The organism is Streptomyces sp. CB02009 (assembly GCF_001905825.1).
Lineage (GTDB): Bacteria > Actinomycetota > Actinomycetes > Streptomycetales > Streptomycetaceae > Streptomyces.
The window spans coordinates 437986-457339 of record NZ_LIVV01000005.1 but is presented as its reverse complement, the minus strand read 5'-3'; the positions used below and the strand labels follow the sequence as shown (position 1 = coordinate 457339).

Sequence of the window (19354 nt, the reverse complement as noted above, 5' to 3'; positions counted from 1 at the left end):
GGGAGTTCGGTCGGGGACTCGGCGTTTCACCGCTGAGTCCCCGGCCGGCCCCAGGACCCCCGAATCAGACCCCAAGCCTTACAACCCTGAGAGGGATTGACGCATAGTGCTCGACGTCAACTTCTTCGACGAGCTCCGGATCGGTCTGGCCACCGCTGACGACATCCGTCAGTGGAGCCACGGCGAGGTCAAGAAGCCGGAGACCATCAACTACCGCACGCTCAAGCCCGAGAAGGACGGACTCTTCTGCGAGAAGATCTTCGGTCCGACCCGGGACTGGGAGTGCTACTGCGGCAAGTACAAGCGTGTCCGCTTCAAGGGCATCATCTGCGAGCGGTGTGGCGTCGAGGTCACCCGCGCGAAGGTGCGCCGTGAGCGGATGGGCCACATCGAGCTCGCCGCTCCCGTCACCCACATCTGGTACTTCAAGGGCGTTCCGTCGCGTCTTGGCTACCTGCTCGACCTCGCCCCGAAGGACCTCGAGAAGGTCATCTACTTCGCGGCGTACATGATCACGTACGTCGACGACGAGCGTCGTACGCGTGACCTGCCCTCGCTGGAGGCGCACGTCTCCGTCGAGCGCCAGCAGATCGAGAACCGTCGCGACTCCGACCTGGAGGCCCGCGCCAAGAAGCTCGAGAACGACCTCGGCGAGCTCGAGGCCGAGGGCGCCAAGGCCGACGTGCGCCGCAAGGTGCGCGAAGGTGCCGAGCGCGAGATGAAGCAGCTGCGCGACCGCGCGCAGCGCGAGATCGACCGTCTGGACGAGGTCTGGTCGCGCTTCAAGAACCTCAAGGTCCAGGACCTGGAGGGCGACGAGCTCCTCTACCGCGAGCTGCGTGACCGCTTCGGCACGTACTTCGACGGTTCGATGGGTGCCGCGGCGCTGCAGAAGCGCCTGGAGTCCTTCGACCTGGAGGAGGAGGCCGAGCGTCTCCGCGAGATCATCCGCACCGGCAAGGGCCAGAAGAAGACCCGTGCGCTCAAGCGCCTCAAGGTCGTCTCCGCGTTCCTGCAGACCGCGAACAGCCCCAAGGGCATGGTTCTCGACTGCGTGCCGGTCATCCCGCCGGACCTGCGTCCGATGGTGCAGCTGGACGGTGGCCGCTTCGCGACCTCCGACCTGAACGACCTGTACCGCCGCGTGATCAACCGCAACAACCGTCTGAAGCGTCTGCTCGACCTCGGTGCCCCCGAGATCATCGTGAACAACGAGAAGCGGATGCTCCAGGAGGCGGTCGACGCCCTCTTCGACAACGGCCGTCGTGGTCGCCCGGTCACGGGCCCCGGCAACCGTCCGCTGAAGTCCCTCAGCGACATGCTGAAGGGCAAGCAGGGTCGTTTCCGTCAGAACCTGCTCGGTAAGCGTGTGGACTACTCCGCGCGTTCCGTCATCGTCGTCGGTCCGCAGCTGAAGCTGCACCAGTGCGGTCTGCCGAAGGCCATGGCGCTGGAGCTCTTCAAGCCGTTCGTGATGAAGCGCCTGGTCGACCTGAACCACGCGCAGAACATCAAGAGCGCCAAGCGGATGGTCGAGCGCGGCCGCACGGTCGTGTACGACGTCCTCGAAGAGGTCATCGCCGAGCACCCGGTTCTGCTGAACCGTGCGCCCACGCTGCACCGCCTCGGCATCCAGGCCTTCGAGCCCCAGCTGGTCGAGGGCAAGGCCATCCAGATCCACCCGCTCGTCTGCACCGCGTTCAACGCGGACTTCGACGGTGACCAGATGGCCGTGCACCTGCCGCTCTCCGCGGAGGCGCAGGCCGAGGCCCGCATCCTGATGCTGTCCTCGAACAACATCCTGAAGCCGGCCGACGGCCGTCCGGTCACGATGCCGACCCAGGACATGGTCCTCGGTCTGTTCTTCCTGACCACCGACGGTGAGCTCCGTGACACCAAGGGCGAGGGCCGCGCGTTCGGCTCCACGGCCGAGGCGATCATGGCGTTCGACGCCGGCGAGCTCGCGCTGCAGTCGCAGATCGACATCCGCTTCCCCGTCGGCACCGTCGCTCCCCGTGGCTGGGTTCCCCCGGTCGCCGAGGAGGGCGAGCCGGAGTGGCAGCAGGGTGACTCGTTCCGCCTGCGCACCTCGCTGGGCCGCGCGCTCTTCAACGAGCTGCTGCCCGAGGACTACCCCTTCGTCGACTACTCCGTCGGCAAGAAGCAGCTCTCCGAGATCGTCAACGACCTCGCCGAGCGGTACCCCAAGGTCATCGTGGCGGCGACGCTCGACAACCTGAAGGCGTCCGGCTTCTACTGGGCGACCCGCTCCGGTGTCACCGTGGCCATCTCCGACGTCGTCGTGCCCGAGGCCAAGAAGGCCATCGTCAAGGGCTACGAGGAGCAGGACGAGAAGGTCCAGAAGCAGTACGAGCGCGGTCTCATCACGAAGGAAGAGCGCACTCAGGAGCTCATCGCGATCTGGACCAAGGCGACCAACGAGGTTGCCGAGGCGATGAACGCGAACTTCCCGAAGACGAACCCCATCTTCATGATGGTCGACTCGGGTGCCCGAGGAAACATGATGCAGATGCGTCAGATCGCGGGTATGCGTGGTCTGGTGTCGAACGCCAAGAACGAGACGATCCCGCGTCCCATCAAGGCGTCCTTCCGTGAGGGCCTCACCGTTCTGGAGTACTTCATCTCCACGCACGGTGCCCGTAAGGGTCTGGCGGACACCGCCCTGCGTACCGCCGACTCGGGTTACCTGACCCGTCGTCTGGTGGACGTCTCGCAGGACGTGATCATCCGCGAGGAGGACTGCGGCACCGAGCGCGGTCTGAAGCTGCGGATCGCCGAGCGCGGCGCCGACAACGTGCTGCGCAAGACGGACGACGTCGAGACCTCCGTGTACGCGCGGATGCTCGCCGAGGACGTCGTCGTCGACGGCAAGGTCATCGCGCCGGCCAACGTCGACCTGGGTGACGTGCTCATCGACGCCCTCGTGGGCGCCGGTGTCGAGGAGGTCAAGACCCGCTCGGTCCTGACCTGTGAGTCCGCCGTCGGTACCTGTGCGTTCTGCTACGGCCGTTCGCTCGCCACCGGCAAGCTGGTCGACATCGGTGAGGCGGTCGGCATCATCGCCGCCCAGTCCATCGGTGAGCCCGGTACCCAGCTGACGATGCGTACCTTCCACACCGGTGGTGTGGCCGGTGACGACATCACCCAGGGTCTGCCCCGTGTCGTCGAGCTCTTCGAGGCTCGTCAGCCCAAGGGTGTCGCCCCGATCTCGGAGGCGGCCGGCCGCGTCCGTATCGAGGAGACCGAGAAGACCAAGAAGATCGTCGTCACCCCGGACGACGGCACCGACGAGACGGCGTTCCCGATCTCGAAGCGTGCCCGTCTGCTGGTGGGCGAGGGCGACCACGTCGAGGTGGGCCAGAAGCTCACCGTGGGTGCCACCAACCCGCACGACGTGCTGCGGATCCTCGGTCAGCGCGCGGTCCAGGTCCACCTGGTCGCCGAGGTCCAGAAGGTCTACAACTCGCAGGGTGTGTCGATCCACGACAAGCACATCGAGATCATCATCCGGCAGATGCTGCGCCGTGTGACGATCATCGAGTCCGGCGACGCGGAGCTGCTGCCGGGCGAGCTCGTCGAGCGCTCGAAGTTCGAGACCGAGAACCGTCGTGTGGTCACCGAGGGCGGTCACCCCGCCTCCGGCCGTCCGCAGCTGATGGGTATCACCAAGGCCTCGCTGGCGACGGAGTCCTGGCTGTCGGCCGCCTCCTTCCAGGAGACGACCCGAGTCCTGACGGATGCGGCGATCAACGCCAAGTCCGACAGCCTCATCGGCCTCAAGGAGAACGTCATCATCGGTAAGCTCATCCCGGCCGGTACGGGTCTGTCCCGCTACCGCAACATCCGGGTCGAGCCGACCGAGGAGGCCAAGGCCGCGATGTACTCGGCCGTCGGCTACGACGACATCGACTACTCGCCGTTCGGCTCGGGCTCCGGCCAGGCCGTTCCGCTGGAGGACTACGACTACGGTCCGTACAACCAGTAAGCGAGTCGCTTGACCGAAGGGCGGTCACCCCGATGGGGTGGCCGCCCTTCGGCGTGTCACCGGGCGGGTCAGCGGGAGGCCAGCTCCCAGACCGCGACGAGCACGCCGGCGCTCGCGGTGAGCGCGGCGATGCTGGCCACCGGCCAGCGGCCCCGCTCCAGGTCGTCGAGGCGGGCCTCGTGGTCGGCGAGCTGCCGGTCGGTCTGGTCGCTGCGCTGGACGAGCAGGGCGAGCGAGCCGTCGACGCGGGCGAAGCCCGCCTCCAGGGTGCCGCGGAGCCGTTCCAGTTCGAGGGCGACGGCGACGGGGTCGTTCGGGTCAGACTCGGTCATCGGCACCGCCCGGGGTGGGGCGCAGCCAGGACGGGAGCAGGCCCTGCACCACGTCGAGGGCCATCACCCGGGCCAGTCCGCCGGCGACGGCCAGCGCCCCGGCGACCCAGGGGAGGGTCGCGGGGACGCCGGAGGCGTCGACGATCGCGGGGAGCACGACGGCGATGCCGACGGCGGACTGGAGGACGGTGCGGGCCGTGCGCTTGGCGGCATCGGACATCGGGTCTCCTCTGGTGCGGTGGTCACTTCGTGTACGGGACCTTCAGCGCGCTCCAGGACGCGGCGCCGGGGATGCCGTCGGCGTCGGAGCCGCGGAAGCCGAGCTTGCGCTGCCACTTCGCGTAGCTGAGCCGGTCGGCCTCGCTCCAGCGGGGACCGGGGCCGACGGTGTACGCGGCGCAGCCCTCGGCGACGAGTCGGCGGCCCATGGCCGTGATGACCGGGGAGCTCGTCTCCTTGCGGAAGAACGAGGTGCCCGGGAACGGCTGGAGGCGGGGGGCGGCGGGCTTTCCGCTGCCGGGGGCGGGCTTGGCGGGCGCCTTGGTGAGCCGGGTCTGGACGCGCTGCCGGAGGGTCGGCATGCCGAAGCCCTTGGGGTCGCTCTTCCAGTCGGACCATTCCAGGTGGCCGATGACGGACTTGGCGCCCCAGCCGTGGGCCCGGCAGAGGGCGGCGGAGACCCGTTCGATGGCGTCGAGCTGGGCGGCCGGCCAGGGGTCGGTGCCGTTGCCGAGGTTGACGCACTCGAAGCCGTAGAAGCGGGCGTTGCCGTCGACGGCTCCGGGGCTGCCCTGGTGGGCGCGGGGGACCGGCGGGCGGTCCCCGTAGGTCTCGGTGATCACGGCCTGGAGGACGGACGGGTCGCCGCCGCCGGCGTGGTTGGCGCGTCCGTCGCCGACGAGGTGGACGGTGCCGTCCTTGGCGATGACGCCGTGGCAGAGCGGTCCCGGCAGGCCCTCGTAGCCGTTGAAGCACATCTCGACGGAGGAGGCGGTGCCGGAGCTGACGGTGTGGTGGATCATCACGCCGGTGACCGGGCCCCAGGCGCCGGCGTGGTTGCGGTTGTGGGAGCGCCAGCCGGGGTGTTCGACGACGGTGACGCCTTCGGCGCGGAGTGCGGCGAGGAGCCGGTCCGCGGGGAGGGGAGTGGCCATCTGGTGTCCTCCGGACATGAAAAAGGCCCGCACGGTGGGCGGGCGGGCGTACGGGCGGGGCGGGTGCCGGCGGGCGGGTGCTACGGCGCGGGGGCCGGCTCCGGGGTGGGCTCGGGGGTGGGCTCCGGGGCCGGCGGGGCCCAGGCCGCGCACAGCTCGGCCAGGGCGGAACGGCGGGCCTGGAAGTCGGCGAGCGCGGCCGTCACGGCCCGCTGGGCGGCGGTCGGGTCGGGGACGACCGGGGCGCCGTCGACGCCGTCCACGATGGCCAGGCCGGAGCCGCGCAGGACGGCGTCGCCGCTGCCCCTCTCGGTGATCTCGGCGGTGACGTACACCGACGGGTACTGGCCGGTGACGGGGTCGCGCCGGAGGGTGTGGCTCAGGCTGTTGTCGTAGACGCGGACGTCGACGGTGTGTCCGTCCTCGGTGAGGGTGGCGCGGCCCGCGTAGTCGATGGCCACGCCCCAGGGTTCGGTGGGGTCGATGTTCACTGGGTGCTCCTTGTGCTCGGCGGCGGGGATCAGACTGCGGGGATCCGGGCGGCGGGGATCAGGTCTGGGCGCCGTGGATGAGGACGGGCTGGGCGTAGACCGTGCCGCCGGTGGCCTGGGCCTGGATCTCGATGTTCATGGTCTGGCCGAACCGGGTCTTCATGTCGCCGGGCAGCAGGCCGATGTAGTCGTAGGTGGTGCCCGCGGTGACCGAGGGTCCGAACGGGACGTTGTCGACCAGGACCCGCACCTGGCCGGTGGCGCCGCCGGACGCCGCCGTGTTGATGGCGAGCCGCAGCTTCGGCTGCCAGATGGGGTTGGAGGAGCGGGCGATGGTGGTGAAGGCGGCGGCGGTGGTGGAGGGCCACTTGGCCGGGTCGGTGGCCAGCGGCGGCATCAGTTGCAGCCAGGGCCGGGCGAGGCCGCCGGTCAGGATGTCGTCCGCGAAGATCTCGTGGTTGTAGCCGTCGAAGATCCGGAACAGCGGCCGGGTGATGGTGACGCTCTCGGACGGGGTGGGACGGAACTCGTTGACCGGGGGGCGGGTGTTCACCGCGGTCGACAGGGCCTTGAGGCGGCGTTCCATCTGGTTGAGCCGGTCGATGATGTCCTCGGGCAGCTGGGGCATCAGGCCTCCTCAAGGTAGAGCTCGGCGGTGTCGGGCCGGCCGCGTTCCGGCGGGGTGATCTTGACGCCGATGATGCGGTAGCGGGCGTCGAGCCCCTGGGAGTACCACTCGTCGGTGATGCGGATGCGGGCGACGCGGCCGAGGAGGGCCGGCGGGACGATGCCGCCCAGGTGGATGCTGATCGAGGGGATCACCACGGCGCCGCGCGCCTGCGCGAGCTCGGTGGTGGCCACCGAGTCGAGCGCGAGCGGGTCGCTGATCTCGTTGTGGTCCGAGGACAGGTCGATCAGCGGCCAGCCGTCCACGAGCAGGTCGCTGGCGTACTGCGTGCCGGAGAAGAGGGGCCGGGACTCGGCGGCGGCGTTGGAGTTGGTGGAGGCGCCGCGGGCCACGGCGGTGGTGCCGCCGCGGGTCGCGTCGTACGGGAAGGAGTACGACAGGATGACGCCGGGCCGGTCGAAGACCAGGTCGGTCGCGCCGGTGACGATCTTGGGTTCGCCGATCCGGAGCTGCCGGATCCGCTGCCCGGTGGCCGGGTCGCGGTAGACCAGGATCTGGTGCTCGAAGCCGTCCTCGGTCGCGGCGAGCTGGTCGAGCGCCTCCAGGTAGACGGTCTCGTCGCCCTTGCGCCACGAGGCCGTCTTCTGGAACTTGGGGATCTCGTTCCCGAAGGTGATCCCGAGGCGGCGGGGTTCCTCGCCCGCGGGGGCGTCGGGGTAGGTCTGGACGTCGAGCTCGCGCCACAGCCGGCGCGCGATCTCCAGCTGGTCGGTCGGGGTGTCGTACGTGATGTCGGTACGGATGCGGCGGCGCCCGGCGTACGAGTCGAAGGTGGCGGCCTGGACGCCGAGGGTCAGCACCCCGCGGCCGCTGGACTGCAGGGTGCTGGTCCAGACGATGCCGCCCCACCACAGGTCGCCGCCGCGCTCCAGGTAGACCGCGGTGCGGCCCTCCCGCACCTTCTTGACCCGGTCGGCGATGGCCTTGTCGGGGATGGGGACGGTGCCGGAGAGCGAGCCCGCCTTGCCGATGTAGTCGTCGAACGAGACGTCCCGCAGCGGCAGGATGTCCAGCGTCTGGTCGGTGAGCAGGTCGCAGAAGATCGCCCGGTAGGGCGTTTCGATGGCCATCGAGGGCCACCCCCTTACAGGACGTAGGTGGCGGAGACGCGGATGTTCCGTCCGGGGACGAGAGCGCCGTTGGAGGACCAGGTCCGCAGGTTGACCTGGCCGTTGGTGTAGATGTTGGCGCCGCCGTCGCCGAAGCCGTCGGAGGCCGAGGCCTCGAAGTCCATGGACGGGCGCCAGCCGGCCGGCAGGGTGCAGAGCGGCTCGTCGGGCAGGTTGCCGGCGCTCTCGACGTTGACCTGGGCGCCGGTGCGGGTGACGGTGACCGTGACGGTGCACAGCCCGCTCTTGGTCCTGCGGCCGCTGAACGAGACGACCGACCAGTTGGCCAGGGCCGTGGCGCCGGTGGTGGTGGTCTCGTTCTCGACGGGCGGCTGGTAGGCCGTCCAGGCGCTGCCGTTCCAGCGCTGGAGCTGGCCGCCGTTGTAGTCGCGGTACTGGCCGTTGTAGCTGCCGGTGGTGATCGTGCCGCTGGGCGCGATGCCGCCGATCTCCTTGGGGTAGGCGACCCAGGCGGTGCCGTCCCAGCGCTGGAGGAAGTGGGCGTTGTCGTTGTCCTGGTACTGGCCCGGGTAGCCGCCGGCCACGCCTGCGTTGTTGTAGACGGGCAGGATGCCGCCGGCGGAGACGGTCGTGGTGCGCAGGTCGGTGGTGGCGCCGCCCGCCCAGTCGATGCCGCCGGTGCCGGCGGAGGCGCCCTTCTTGACCTTCACCGTGAACAGGATCAGGGAGCGGGCGGGGGCCGCCGGGGCGGCCGGGGTGGCGGCCGGGGTGCCCTTCACGATCTCGACGGCTGCCTCGTGCTTGCCGAGGGCGTCCACGTCGTTGTCGTAGACGCGGACCACGACGAGGTCGACGCGGTCGTTGAGCGGGTCGCCGTCGGCGAAGGTGAGGGTGATGTCCTCGTCGAGGGCGACCGGGTAGGCGCCGTCGGTGGTGCCGCCCTGGATGACGGCCTTGCCGTGGTAGACGGTGGCCGTCATCGGGCCGGAGGAGCTCATCCACAGGCCGCCGACCCGGAACTTGCCGTCGTACGTGCCGGGCAGGACGCCGGACCGGACGCCGAGCGGGTTGACGGGGGTGGTGGCGCCGATGTTGGTGATGCGGGTGTTCTGGCGGGTCTGCCCGGTGGGCATCAGCCATCCGGAGCGAACGGGCATGCGGTTCTCCTGGAGGTAGGGGCGGTCGGGTGGCGGCCGTGCGGACTCAGTACTGCGGGGTGACCTGGAGGAACGAGTTGTCGAACCAGGCCCGCACGTTGGCGTTGGTGCTCCGGTAGTACGCGGTGACCGTGTAGGTCGCGCCGGGCGTCAGGCCGGACAGGCGCTGCGTCGTCGAGACGGACACGGCGTCGGTGGCACTGGACGACTTGGAGGCGAAGGCGGAGAGTTCGTCGTCCACCTCGCGGAAGACGGTGGCGCCCTGGGTGATGCGGACGCACATCAGCGCGGAGCTGGCGACGCCGGTGGTGCCCGAGTTCAGGGACAGCTCGGTCTTCGAACCGAAGGAGAGGATCGCCTGCCGGCTCTCCGGGGCGACGAAGCTCAGCGACAGCGGGTTCTCCGCCCGGTCGACCAGGGTGTTCACGAAGGTCGTCGAGAGGGTGTACCCGCCGTCCAGCGAGTCGTTGAAGTACGGCCCCGGGTAGGCCGGGGCCCACGCCGCGCCGCTCCAGCGCTGGATCGGACCGGCCGCGGTGGCCCGGTACTGGCCCGTGTAGCTGCCCGCGGTCGTGGCGTTGACGGAGGTCGGGACGATACCGCCGAGGGCCTCCGGGTAGGCGACCCACTGGCCGCCGTCCCAGCGCTGCAGCTGGTTGTTGGCGGTGTCCTGGTACTGGCCGGGGTGGGCGCCCGGCAGGACCGGGCCCTCGACCGGGAGGATGCCGCCGAGCGCGACGACCGGCGTGCGCAGGTCCTTCAGGGAGGTGTTCCACGGGATGCCGCCGTTGCCTCCGCTGGCGCCGGCCGGGACGGTCACCTCGTACAGCGGCAGGCTGCGCGGCGGGGCCGCGGGCGCCTTGGGGGCCTGGCCCGGCACCCCCTGGACGATCTCGACCTTCGCCTCGTTGCGGGTGCTTCCGTCGTAGAGGTTGTCGTAGATCCTCAGGACGACCAGGTCGATCCGGCCGTACTGGGCGTCGCCCGCGGCGAAGGTGACCTGCGCGGATGCGGGCAGGGCCACCGGGTAGACGCCCTGGGAGATGTCGCCCTGGATGACGGCCCGGCCCTCGGAGACGATCGCCGTCATGGCCGAGGCCTTGTCCATCCAGAAGCCGGCCAGCCGGTACTTGCCGTCGTAGGAGCCCGGCAGGACGCCGGAGCGGACCTGGACGGGGTTGATCATGGTGGTCGCGCCGACCTGGTTCAGGCGGGTGTCCTCGCGGGTCTGGCCGGTCTCGGCGACCCAGCTGCTGCGCAGGTTCACGGGGTTCTCCAATCGGGGAGGTGCGGGGTGGGGGGCGGGGTCAGGACCTGATCCACTGGGCGGACAGGTTGCTGTAGTAGCCCGAGCCGCCGAGGGTCCGGACGGCGGCCGTGTGGTTGTGGTAGCCGGCGAGCTGCAGGACGTTGCCCGCGGTGAGCTTGACCAGGCCCTGGCCGCCGACGGTGACGGCGCCGGTGGACGCCGGGCCCAGCCAGGTCATCCGGGGTACGCCGACGCCGCCGAGGTGGATGCGGGCGCCGCGCACGCCGGTGGCGGAGTCGCCGTTCCAGGCGACGTGGCCGGAGACCCGCCACCAGCCGGTGCGCGGTACGACGAAGCTGTCGGTGCCGTTCCAGCCGGTGAAGTCGTCGATGTCGACGTTCTGCAGGGTGATCGGCGTCCAGGTGCCGGCCGGCACGCTCTGCATCGACGTCTGCGAGACGCTGAACAGGACCGCCGCCCTGCCCTCCGCGTACTGCCAGGCCGCACCGTCCCAGCGCTGCAGGACACCGGCGTTGTCGCGGTACTGGCCGGTGTACGCGCCGGTCGTCATCGTCCCGTGCGGGGCGATGCCGCCGATCGGCTTCGCGTACGAGACCCAGGCGGTGCCGTCCCAGCGCTGGAGCAGGCCGGCGACGTCCCGGTACTGGCCGACGTAGGCGCCCTTGAAGCCGCTGGTCGGGATGATGCCGCCGAGCGCGGTCATCGGGTAGTGCAGGGTGGTGACGACGCCCGCGGTGGTCCACTTGACGCCGCCGGTGCCGGCCGAAGTGCCGGCCGGCACCGAGACGGTGTAGAGCGGGAAGGCGCTGCCGGGGCCCGAGAGGGGAACGGCCGGGGTGGCCGCGGGGGTGCCCTTGACCAGCCGGATCACGGCCCCGGTGGCGCCGCTGCGGTCGTACGCGTCGTCGAGGACGGCCAGTTCGATCAGGTCGATCCGGCCGTACTGCGGATCGCCGTCCGCGATGGTCAGGGTCTCGGGGGAGGTCACCGCGATCATGTACGCGCCCTGGGCGGTGTCGCTGCCCTGGACGACGGCCCGGCCGGTGCCGACGGAGCACTCCATCGCCGACGTGCCGGTCAGCACCAGGCCGCCGGGCACGATGCCGGGGCGCGAGCGCAGCGGGGTCTCCGCGGCGCTCTGCCCGTTCGGGGTGAGGAGCGCGGACAGCGCGATCCGGGTGTCCTCGCGGGTCTGGCCGGTCGGATGCAGCCAGGCGGCCCGTACGGTCATGGGTTCACCTCTTTCTGTACGGAGCGGTCTGCGGGGAGGAGGAGGCGGCCGTGGTCACCACTCGGCGCTGCGCCAGCGGATCGTCATCAGGGCCTCCGGCGTCGAGGCGTCGGGCCGGAACGACAGCTCCGTGCGGCCCGGTTCGAGGAGGAACAGCTCCTCCGGGCTGGAGTCGGCCATCGCGGTGTGGCGGCGGGAGGCCGTGTTGTTGAGCATCACCGTGCCGTTGGCGGTGTCGACGACGAGCTCGTCACCGGCGGCCAGGTCGATCGCGTACCGCAGCCGGCGCGTGCTGACCCGCTCGGTGACGGTCGGCATCGAGCAGGGGCCGCGGAAGACGATCACCGGGTGGGTGGCGGCGGAGCCGGTGTTCTCGGCGACGGCGTCACCGGTGGACTTGGCCTGGCCCCAGTTGAGCGGCCAGGTGAGACCGTTCGGCAGCCAGTTCAGTCCGGTCTCCGGCTGCGGCGGGGTGGTGGAGGAGGACTGCTCGTTGACGGCGTAGCGGCGCGGGTCGGCGGCCAGCCACTGGATCGACATCTTCGAGCTGCCCTGGGTGGCGAAGCCCTGGTCCGCGGGGACCACGCGCTGGGCGATCCGGGCGCGTACGGCGAGGAGTTCGCCGTGCAGCCGGACGGTGAGCCAGCGCTCCTCGTCGAGCAGGGCGAGCGCCTGGCGCAGTGCGCGGACGGCCTCGCCGGTCTGGCTCCACTCCGGCATCAGCACGATCGTGCCGCTGATCTTGCGCGGCTTGGCGTAGCGGGAGCCGGGCCAGGCGCCGTGCGAGGTGGGCCGGTCGGCGTCGGAGGAGTCGTACTCGGGCAGGTCCTCCCAGCCCTGGAGTCCGGACCGGTCGACGTTGAAGGGGGTGCCGGGGCCGATGAGAAGCCCGGCCCACTGGATCTGCCCGTCCTGGGTGATCAGTGAGCCGGGCGCGTGGTCGGCGGTGAGGCTGCTTCCGGCGTATGTGGTTGTGGTCTCGGCCATGGGGCCGTCACCTCACTTCTGAGGGGCTGTCGGGTGAGAGGGCTGGGCGGGGGCCTCAGCCGTGGGCGCCGGCGAGGAAGAGCAGGTCCTCGGCGGTCGACCGCGGGCCGGCGCCGGGCTCCTCGTGGAACTCCGCGATGCGGTGGGGCTGCCGGGGAGTCTCGGTGAGGGCCGGGACGCGCCGGTTCTCCAGCACGGTGAGCGGGTCGATGCGCGGCGCGCTGTCGGCGCCGGGGAAGACGACACCGCCCTCGGCGAGCATCGGGATCTTGTCGATGTCGACGCCGAACTTCTTGCCGAGGATGTTCACGCTCAGCTTGTTGAGCCCGTCGATGATCCAGTTGGCGAAGGCGATCAGGCCGTTGATCGGGCCCTTGACGACGCCGAGCACGGCGCTCAGCGCGCCCTTGATCAGCTCGCCCATGCCCCGCAGCGCCCTGGCCACGGCGTCCTTCGCGTGCCGGAAGAAGCCCGGGATCTTGTCGGTGACGAAGGAGAGCACCGGCTTGACGGCGTTCTTGATCCCGCCCATCGTGCGCGAGGCGATGCCGCGCAGGGCGTTCGAGGCCGAGGTGACGGTGGTGCGGACCCTGCTGATGCCGCTGATGCCGGAGCCGACGATCTTCAGGGCGCCCGTGAACAGGGCCAGGTACCCCTTGGCGTACGTTCCGACGGCCTGCCCGATGAGCTTGAGGACCGGCTGCAGGAACGTCCAGACCGACTGGAAGCCCTTCAGCGCGGCCTGGAACACCTGCCGCATGATCTTCTGGCCGGTCTCGCTCTGCATCGCGTACTCGATGAGCCAGGCGGCGACCGGTACGAGGATGCCGGCGAGGAAGCCGATCGGGTTGGCCCGCATGGCGAGGTTGACGCCGGTCATGGCGACGGAGGCGACGGTCATGACGGTGCCGTAGGTGTCCATCAGCCGGGTGACGACATCGGCGACGGGCAGCAGCGGGAGGAGGAGGGCGAGGACGCCGCCGACCGCGGGGCCGAGCCTCCCGGTGGCCGTTCTCGCCCTGCCCGCCGCGGTGCCGATCTTCCCCACGCCGGTGGCGGCCTTGGAGCGCTGGATGCGCCGGACGGAGTCCGCGGCGCCGGACGAACCGGTGCCGAGGCCGCGTACGGAGGTGCCGGCGGTGCGCAGGGCGGCGGCGAACCGGTCCATGCCGCCGGCCGTGCGCAGGGCGTCGTCCCTGAGCCGCTTCAGTCCGTCGCCCGCCTGACCGAGACCGCTCCTGAGAGCGCTCATCGCCGGCAGGACACCGCCGGCGAACGGGTTCGGGAAGGCCGCGACGGCACTCATCCGCGCGCCTTCGCCAGGTACATCAGCGCGTCCGCCGTGGACTGCGGGTCACTGGTGCGGGCCGCGTGGTAGTGCTCGATGTGCAGCCCGGCGCCGCCGTTGCCGCCCCCGAGCTGCGCGCTCATGCGGGCGCGCCGGGCGGTGAGGGCGAGCAGCCGGTCCAGCTTGGACAGCGGCAGGACGGCCTCGGCCTCGCCGGCCTCGGCGAGGATCGCCGGCACACCGCCGCTGCGGGGCATGACGACACCGCCGGTGGCGAGCATGGGGATGGTGGGGATGTTGACGCCGAAGGTCTTGCCGCCGACGACCGGGACCCAGCCGGGGACGCTGACCTTGACGCCGTTGACGGCCCTGATCATCCGGTTGATCAGGCCGATGACGGCGTTGATCGGGCCGGAGACGCCGCTCTTGATGCCCTCGAAGGCGCGGGACGCGATGTCCTTGAGGCCGTTCCAGATGGAGGACATCTTGTCCTTGACGGCGCTGAAGGCGTTCGGGATGGCGCTCTTGATCCAGTTCACCACCGGGGTGATGACGGCCTTGATGCCGTTCCAGACGCTGCCGACAACCGTCTTGATCGCCTTCATGACCGTGGTGATGACCGTCTTCCAGATCGTCACGTAGGTCTTGATGACGGTGGCGACGGCCTTGACGACGGTGGAGATCGCCGTCTTGATGCCGTTCCAGACCGTCTTGATCAGCTGCCCGGCCTTCTTCATGATCGGGCCGATGGCCTTCATGACCGCGCTGATCACGGTCTTCACGGCGTCGAAGGCCTTCTTCAGGACCTTCTGCATCGTCTTCGACTGCATCGCCATGGCGACGATCTTCTCGATGAGAGGCATGAAGAGTTCGATCAGGCGGGCGAGGAGATTGCCCTTCATGGACTTGTTGAGCTTGTCCTGGCCCTTGGCGGCCTTGCCGGCGCCGGACTCGTACTTGCCGAGCTTGGTGCCGGCCGTCTCGGCGGTCCGGCCGGCCTTGGTCATCGACTTCTCGGCCTGGTCCGAGGCGGTCTTGAGGTTCTTGAGCTGGGTGCTGGAGCCCTGGGCGCCGGTCTTGAGGTTCTTGAGCTGACCGTTCGCCGAGTTGCCCGCGTCGCCGACCTTCTTGACGGCGGTGGCGGCGCCGGTGGCCTGGGTCTTGAGGTTGCGCAGGGAGTCGGACGACTTCTTGAGGGAGCTGGTGAAAGCCATGAGTTACCTCCTTTCGGGGTGGGTGGGGCTCAGGCCATGGCCTGAGCGGCCTCCTGGGCCTTGACCTTGAGGGTGTTGAACGCGGAGGCCACGTCGCCGCCGGCGCGGGCGAGCCGTTCGGCCGCCCTGGCGGACGACTCCAGACCGCGGGCCTTCGGGAGCTTCTTCGGATCGAAGTGCCGCTGCGCGCTGGCCAGCTTCCCGGTCGCCTTGGCCATCGCCTGGATCTGCGTGGGGTTGGCGTCGACCATGGCCGAGTTGAGCTTTTCGAGCTTCTTAGGGTCCGGGACCTTCTTGGGGTCGTAGTCCTTCACGGCCTTGACGAGCGCGTCGATCGCCTTGGCGACCGTCTCGATCTTGGCGGGGTCGGCTTCCTTGACGGCCGTGTTGATCCTTCCGACGGCGTCTGCCGCCTTGACCATCGCGGAGGCCTTCGGCAGGTCCTTGAACTTCGTCGTGAACGGGCCGGCCTGGGTGTTGAACTCCTTCAGGGGAGGGTTGATCCCCTCCAGCTGGGCGCGCAGGGCGTCGAAGTTCGCGTTCTGCGGGAGCGAGGCCAGTCCGCCGGCGGCGGCCCCCTCCCGGTCCTCGACGGCGGTCCGGTCCTGGAGGCGGATGCCGCGGCCGGTGTCGGAGGTGGCGAGGACCCGGCCGTTGGGGTTGCCCATCAGCCGGGCCGGCAGCTGCTGGATGTCGCGCTGGATCTTGATGACCCAGGCGGCGAGGATGAGGCCGATGGCGGGGAGCATCAGGCCCACGACGGCCGAGGCGAGGTAGTAGCCCCACTTGTTGTCCGGGTTCTCCCGGTTCTCGTAGAACTTCTCGAGGGCGGCGCCGAATCCGTCGAGACCCATGGCTTCGAGGAACTCGGACTTCTTCGCCTTGGTGAGCTCGTCGTACATCGACTTGAAGCGTTCGGTCCACTGCTCCGGGAGCTGCTTCTGGAGGTATTGCTCCGTGATCAGCGGGCTGGCGTCCGACTTGGTGAGGTAGGTCTTGAGGGCGGTGATCTCGGTGGAGAGATCATCGGGTGTTTTCGTCATGATTACTCCGCTTCCGGCCGGGACGGCCGAGCGCCGAAAAGCCCCTGCCGATGCCGGCAGGGGCTTGTTCGAGTGGGGGCGGCGGGCGGCGGCTAGGCGTCCTCGCCGCGGCGGGGGTCGCGTCGCGCCGTCGCGAGCGCGTCGTTCCAGCCGGCCGCGTACGCGCGGGTCTCGCAGCGGGAGACCTCGGCGTACAGGCTGCCGAGCAACGCTCTCTTGTCGAGGGCGGCGGGTCCGTCGAGGAGCTGGCGGAGGCGGTCCTGGAGAGGGATCTGCGGTCGCGATGCCTCGGCCTGCTGGGTCATGGACGCCTGCCTTCCGGTTGCTTGCCCGTGCGTGTGTGGCGGCGCCGCGGAGTGAGGAGCGGGGGCACCACGTTGTTCGAACTCTTGTGCGAACAGAGTGTGGAACATTCGTTCGGTGTTTGTCGAGCGGGAAACGTCTGACGGTGCGTCTTCTCGTCAAGTTCCCGTACGGGTTGGCGGCTGAAGGTACTTCCGTTCGACCGGGTAACCTGGAAGGCGCTCTCCGGACCGGACCACCTCGGGGCGCGGGGGGCGCGAGGGGCGCGCGGGGACCCCAGGGGGCTGGAAGGCAGTACTGACGCATGGAAACGGAGCCGGGTGTCAACCGGCGCGAGCGAGTCGTCGACTGGCTCGCGTCCCATCCTGATCTGCCCCACCTCTTCGCACGCCTCTCCGAGCTCGTCCTGGTCCACGGCTACGCCACCGAGGACCTCGTCGTGATCCCCCGGACCGAGGTCGACCGCCGCGAGACGGCCGCGTTCACCGCGGGCTGGGCCGAGGCCGTGTCGGACGAACTCCCGCGTATCCGGCGGGAGTACGAGAAGCGCGTCGCCGACGCCTACACCCAGGGCCAGGGCGACGCGCGGGGGATCCGCCGGCCCGATCGCCGGATCGACAGCGGGCAGGACGGCGCCCGGGTCATCGCACTGCCCTTCGCCCGGCTCCTCGAACCGCCCGCCGCCGTGGTCGAGGCCGAGGAGCGCGTCCGCAGGGAGCGCGAACTGTTCGAACAGCGGCCCGAGCCGGAACCCGAGCACGCCTCGGGCCCCGAACCGGGTGCGGACCCCGACGTCCTCGTGACCGCCCAGGAGAGCCGTACCCGCAGGAGCGCCCAGCCGGTGCGGAAGGTCGTACGCGGCAAGGGCGGGCGCCCGATCGTGCCGCCGCTCGCCGGGGTCCCCGTACAGAACGGCCCGAACGCCGACCGGCGCGACCACGACGCCAACGAGGCGAACGACGCCGACACGCGTCCCGGCAGGGGGCGCAGGGGGTCGTTGTCCGAGCGGGCCAAGGCCCTGGAGAAGGAGCTCTCCGCCGAGCGAGCACGGGAAGCGCCCCCGGAGTCCGCTCCCTGACGGGAACGGCCTCCGGGGGCCGCGGGGTCACCCGAAGAACCGGGCGAGGGCGTGGGGAGACACTGCCGCGCTCTCCTCGGCACGCGCGCTCCGCCCGTGTTCGTCGGTGCCCGTGCCGTCGGCTCCGTCGTGGTCCTCGTCCTGGTCGGGGCCGCCCGGACGGGGGACGGGCGTCGGCGGATCGGGCTGGTCGCCGTCCTCGCCGCTGTTGACGCACATGAACATCCAGTTGGAGACGGCCAGATGGTCCACCGTGGCCGCCAGCAGGTGGTCGGTGACCGACCACTCGGCGGCCTCGCCGTGGAGCTCGCGCTGGAGGGCGCTGTCCCGCGGCAGGTGCTTGACCATGACCATCAGGCGACGGCTGGACAGTTCGCCCCGGTGCCAGTCGAGCAGGTCGGCGGAGTAGTGGCGGAGCAGGTCCGCCTCAAGGGCCTCGGCGTGTTCGTCGACGAACTCGACGAGGCTCAGTCTTCCCCCAGGCCGAGCCCGGTCTCCTTGCCGTAGGCCTCCAGGATCGCGGCGACGTCCTGCATCGTGATGTCGTGCTGCTCGAAGCGGGCGAACTGCTCCTCACCCATCAGGAGCGCGAGCAGGCCGTCCACGTCGTTGTCGTCGAGCGTGCGCAGCGCCTTGGCCGTCGCCCGGCTCAGTTCGGTCGGAAGGGTGTAGCTCTCGCCGTCCAGCTCGAAGGACCAGGCGCGGCCATGGGCCTCCTGTCGCTGTGCGCGGGCGGCGTTGACGTCGAAACGGGCCATGGGGATGCGTACTCCTTGTGTCGGGTGAAGGACGGTCGAGAGAGGGAGGGGCGGGGCGGGACGGCGGTGCGCCGTCCCGCCCCGGGTGGGGAGGGGATCAGACCGCCGCGCCGTACTGGCTGTCCTTCATGAGGAAGGTCGCCAGCGGCTTGCCGTCGCCCTTCGACATGGCGGAGAAGGTGACGCCCAGCTGCGACGCCGCCTTGCGGGCCAGCTTGATGTCGTCGGTGGCCGTGACCTGGCCGCGCGGGATGATGAAGCGGTACTTCACCGCGGTCGTGCCACCGGCCTTGACGTCGGTGAACTCCAGGCCGAGGGCGCGCACGTCGGCGAACGGACGCTCGGCGATCTCGTAGCGGTAGGTGTCGACGGCCGGCGTCGGCTCCGCCTTGACGGCGTCCCCGCCCATGAAGAAGGGCAGGGTGTCCTCGTTGAACTGGAGCAGCGAGAACTTCAGCGAGAGGTCACGGCTCGAGTAGATGTAGTGGACCGGGGAGACCGACTGCCACGAGTCGATGGCCTCCAGCTTGTCCTTCTTCGAGAAGGTGACGCCGTCGCCGGAGGTGAAGCCGAGGTCCTTCCAGCCCGCGCCGGTCCAGTCGGCGGCGGAGTCGGTGCCGAACGTGGCCGGGGCGGAGGTACCGGCGTCGGCCACGTAGAGCTTGCCGGTGCCGGCGACGCGGATCTCGGCCGAGTTGTTTCCTGCCATGGTGTGTTTCTCCTTGGTGAGAGGGCTGCCGTCCGGACGTCGGTCCGGGTACGGCAAAGGCCCCGCCGGACGGCGGGGCCTGGTCTGTGGGGGCGTCGGGGAGGACGCCGGGGGAGGCGCGAGCGTCTAGAAGACGTTCAGCGAGAGCTGGATGACGCAGAGGTAGCGGTTGGCGCCCCGGTAGAGGTAGTCGGGCATCCAGCGCGGCCCGTCCTGCTCCTCGACGTCGCTGACGAAGTGGGCGCCGATCTGCTTGCCGAGGGTGGCGAGCAGGGCCCGGCGGGCGGCGTTGGCGAGGACGTGGGCCGCGCTCTTGGTCGGCGCGTACACCTCGAACTCGACCAGCGGCTTGTCGACGTGCAGGTCGCCGATCCAGGCGCCGCCGCGGCGGTTCACCAGGACGGCGTTCTGCGTGCCGTCGAAGCCGGCCGGCGCCTGTGCGGCGATCGTGACGCCGGCCAGTGCCGGGTCGGCCTTGAGGACGTCGACGACCAGCTTCTCGACGTCCGGGAACGCACTCGGGGGAGTGGTCATGACGGTGCTCCTCGAAGGGCTCGGAAGAGGGAGGCGGTGCG

General features: G+C 70.3%; 20 protein-coding genes. 2 read left to right on the top strand and 18 right to left on the bottom strand.

The genetic code is table 11. The annotated features are described in order from the left end of the window. The first annotated feature begins 106 nt into the window (after positions 1-106). Positions 107-4006 carry a DNA-directed RNA polymerase subunit beta' gene (locus AMK27_RS21640; RefSeq protein WP_073910763.1) on the top strand — a complete coding sequence of 1300 codons (3900 nt, stop codon included), beginning with the start codon at positions 107-109 and terminating at the stop codon, positions 4004-4006. A gap of 68 nt (positions 4007-4074) precedes the next feature. Here AMK27_RS21640 and AMK27_RS21635 read toward each other — a convergent pair whose 3' ends face one another. The 14 genes from AMK27_RS21635 to AMK27_RS21570 all read right to left on the bottom strand — a co-directional run bounded on the left by AMK27_RS21635 (position 4075) and on the right by AMK27_RS21570 (position 16236). Next, entirely contained in the window at positions 4075-4338 is a 264-nt protein-coding gene (locus tag AMK27_RS21635; RefSeq protein ID WP_073910760.1) for a hypothetical protein, read from the bottom strand. After that, positions 4325-4558, bottom strand: coding sequence for a hypothetical protein (locus AMK27_RS21630; RefSeq protein WP_073910757.1), 234 nt, complete (start codon positions 4556-4558; stop codon positions 4325-4327). Before AMK27_RS21630 ends, AMK27_RS21635 begins: the two co-directional genes overlap by 14 nt. A gap of 22 nt (positions 4559-4580) precedes the next feature. Continuing rightward, positions 4581-5492, bottom strand: coding sequence for a peptidoglycan-binding protein (locus tag AMK27_RS21625; RefSeq protein ID WP_073910755.1), 912 nt, complete (start codon positions 5490-5492; stop codon positions 4581-4583). An 80-nt stretch (positions 5493-5572) separates the two neighbouring features. After that, positions 5573-5983, bottom strand: coding sequence for a hypothetical protein (locus AMK27_RS21620; RefSeq protein WP_073910753.1), 411 nt, complete (start codon positions 5981-5983; stop codon positions 5573-5575). Between the two features lie 58 nt (positions 5984-6041). Next, positions 6042-6611, bottom strand: coding sequence for a hypothetical protein (locus AMK27_RS21615; RefSeq protein ID WP_073910750.1), 570 nt, complete (start codon positions 6609-6611; stop codon positions 6042-6044). Next, on the bottom strand, positions 6611-7741 hold the full coding sequence (locus AMK27_RS21610; protein WP_073910747.1) for a hypothetical protein: 1131 nt from the start codon (positions 7739-7741) through the stop codon (positions 6611-6613). The genes AMK27_RS21615 and AMK27_RS21610 overlap by 1 nt, the downstream gene beginning before the upstream one ends. 14 nt (positions 7742-7755) lie before the next feature. After that, positions 7756-8898 (bottom strand): hypothetical protein, encoded by a 1143-nt coding sequence (locus AMK27_RS21605; protein ID WP_073910745.1) that lies wholly within the window; start codon positions 8896-8898, stop codon positions 7756-7758. Between the two features lie 46 nt (positions 8899-8944). Then, positions 8945-10165: a hypothetical protein gene (locus AMK27_RS21600; RefSeq protein WP_073910743.1), complete on the bottom strand. Its 1221-nt coding sequence runs from the start codon at positions 10163-10165 to the stop codon at positions 8945-8947. Between the two features lie 40 nt (positions 10166-10205). Further along, a complete protein-coding gene (locus tag AMK27_RS21595) occupies positions 10206-11399 on the bottom strand; it encodes a hypothetical protein (RefSeq protein WP_073910741.1) in 1194 nt (397 codons plus the stop codon). A gap of 54 nt (positions 11400-11453) precedes the next feature. Continuing rightward, positions 11454-12386, bottom strand: coding sequence for a phage distal tail protein (locus AMK27_RS21590; protein ID WP_073910739.1), 933 nt, complete (start codon positions 12384-12386; stop codon positions 11454-11456). A 55-nt stretch (positions 12387-12441) separates the two neighbouring features. Beyond that, positions 12442-13692 (bottom strand): tape-measure protein, encoded by a 1251-nt coding sequence (locus AMK27_RS21585; protein WP_073910735.1) that lies wholly within the window; start codon positions 13690-13692, stop codon positions 12442-12444. Beyond that, positions 13689-14888, bottom strand: coding sequence for a phage tail protein (locus AMK27_RS21580; RefSeq protein WP_073910731.1), 1200 nt, complete (start codon positions 14886-14888; stop codon positions 13689-13691). The genes AMK27_RS21585 and AMK27_RS21580 overlap by 4 nt, the downstream gene beginning before the upstream one ends. Before the next feature lie 29 nt (positions 14889-14917). Next, positions 14918-15931: a hypothetical protein gene (locus AMK27_RS21575; protein WP_073910727.1), complete on the bottom strand. Its 1014-nt coding sequence runs from the start codon at positions 15929-15931 to the stop codon at positions 14918-14920. Between the two features lie 92 nt (positions 15932-16023). Further along, complete coding sequence (locus AMK27_RS21570) at positions 16024-16236, bottom strand: hypothetical protein (RefSeq protein WP_073910723.1); 213 nt, start codon at positions 16234-16236, stop codon at positions 16024-16026. 302 nt (positions 16237-16538) lie between these two features. Here AMK27_RS21570 and AMK27_RS21565 point away from each other — a divergent pair, with 302 nt between their 5' ends. Then, positions 16539-17312 (top strand): hypothetical protein, encoded by a 774-nt coding sequence (locus AMK27_RS21565; RefSeq protein WP_073910720.1) that lies wholly within the window; start codon positions 16539-16541, stop codon positions 17310-17312. Positions 17313-17339: 27 nt separating this feature from the next. On the opposite strand, the gene AMK27_RS21560 is transcribed toward AMK27_RS21565, so the two are convergent. The 4 genes from AMK27_RS21560 to AMK27_RS21545 all read right to left on the bottom strand — a co-directional run bounded on the left by AMK27_RS21560 (position 17340) and on the right by AMK27_RS21545 (position 19313). After that, on the bottom strand, positions 17340-17660 hold the full coding sequence (locus AMK27_RS21560; protein WP_382510622.1) for a hypothetical protein: 321 nt from the start codon (positions 17658-17660) through the stop codon (positions 17340-17342). A 119-nt stretch (positions 17661-17779) separates the two neighbouring features. Then, positions 17780-18070, bottom strand: coding sequence for a hypothetical protein (locus AMK27_RS21555; RefSeq protein WP_073910714.1), 291 nt, complete (start codon positions 18068-18070; stop codon positions 17780-17782). A 97-nt stretch (positions 18071-18167) separates the two neighbouring features. Further along, positions 18168-18779 carry a phage tail tube protein gene (locus AMK27_RS21550; RefSeq protein WP_073910710.1) on the bottom strand — a complete coding sequence of 204 codons (612 nt, stop codon included), beginning with the start codon at positions 18777-18779 and terminating at the stop codon, positions 18168-18170. 126 nt (positions 18780-18905) lie between these two features. Beyond that, a complete protein-coding gene (locus tag AMK27_RS21545) occupies positions 18906-19313 on the bottom strand; it encodes a hypothetical protein (protein WP_073910707.1) in 408 nt (135 codons plus the stop codon). Positions 19314-19354 lie beyond the last annotated feature (41 nt).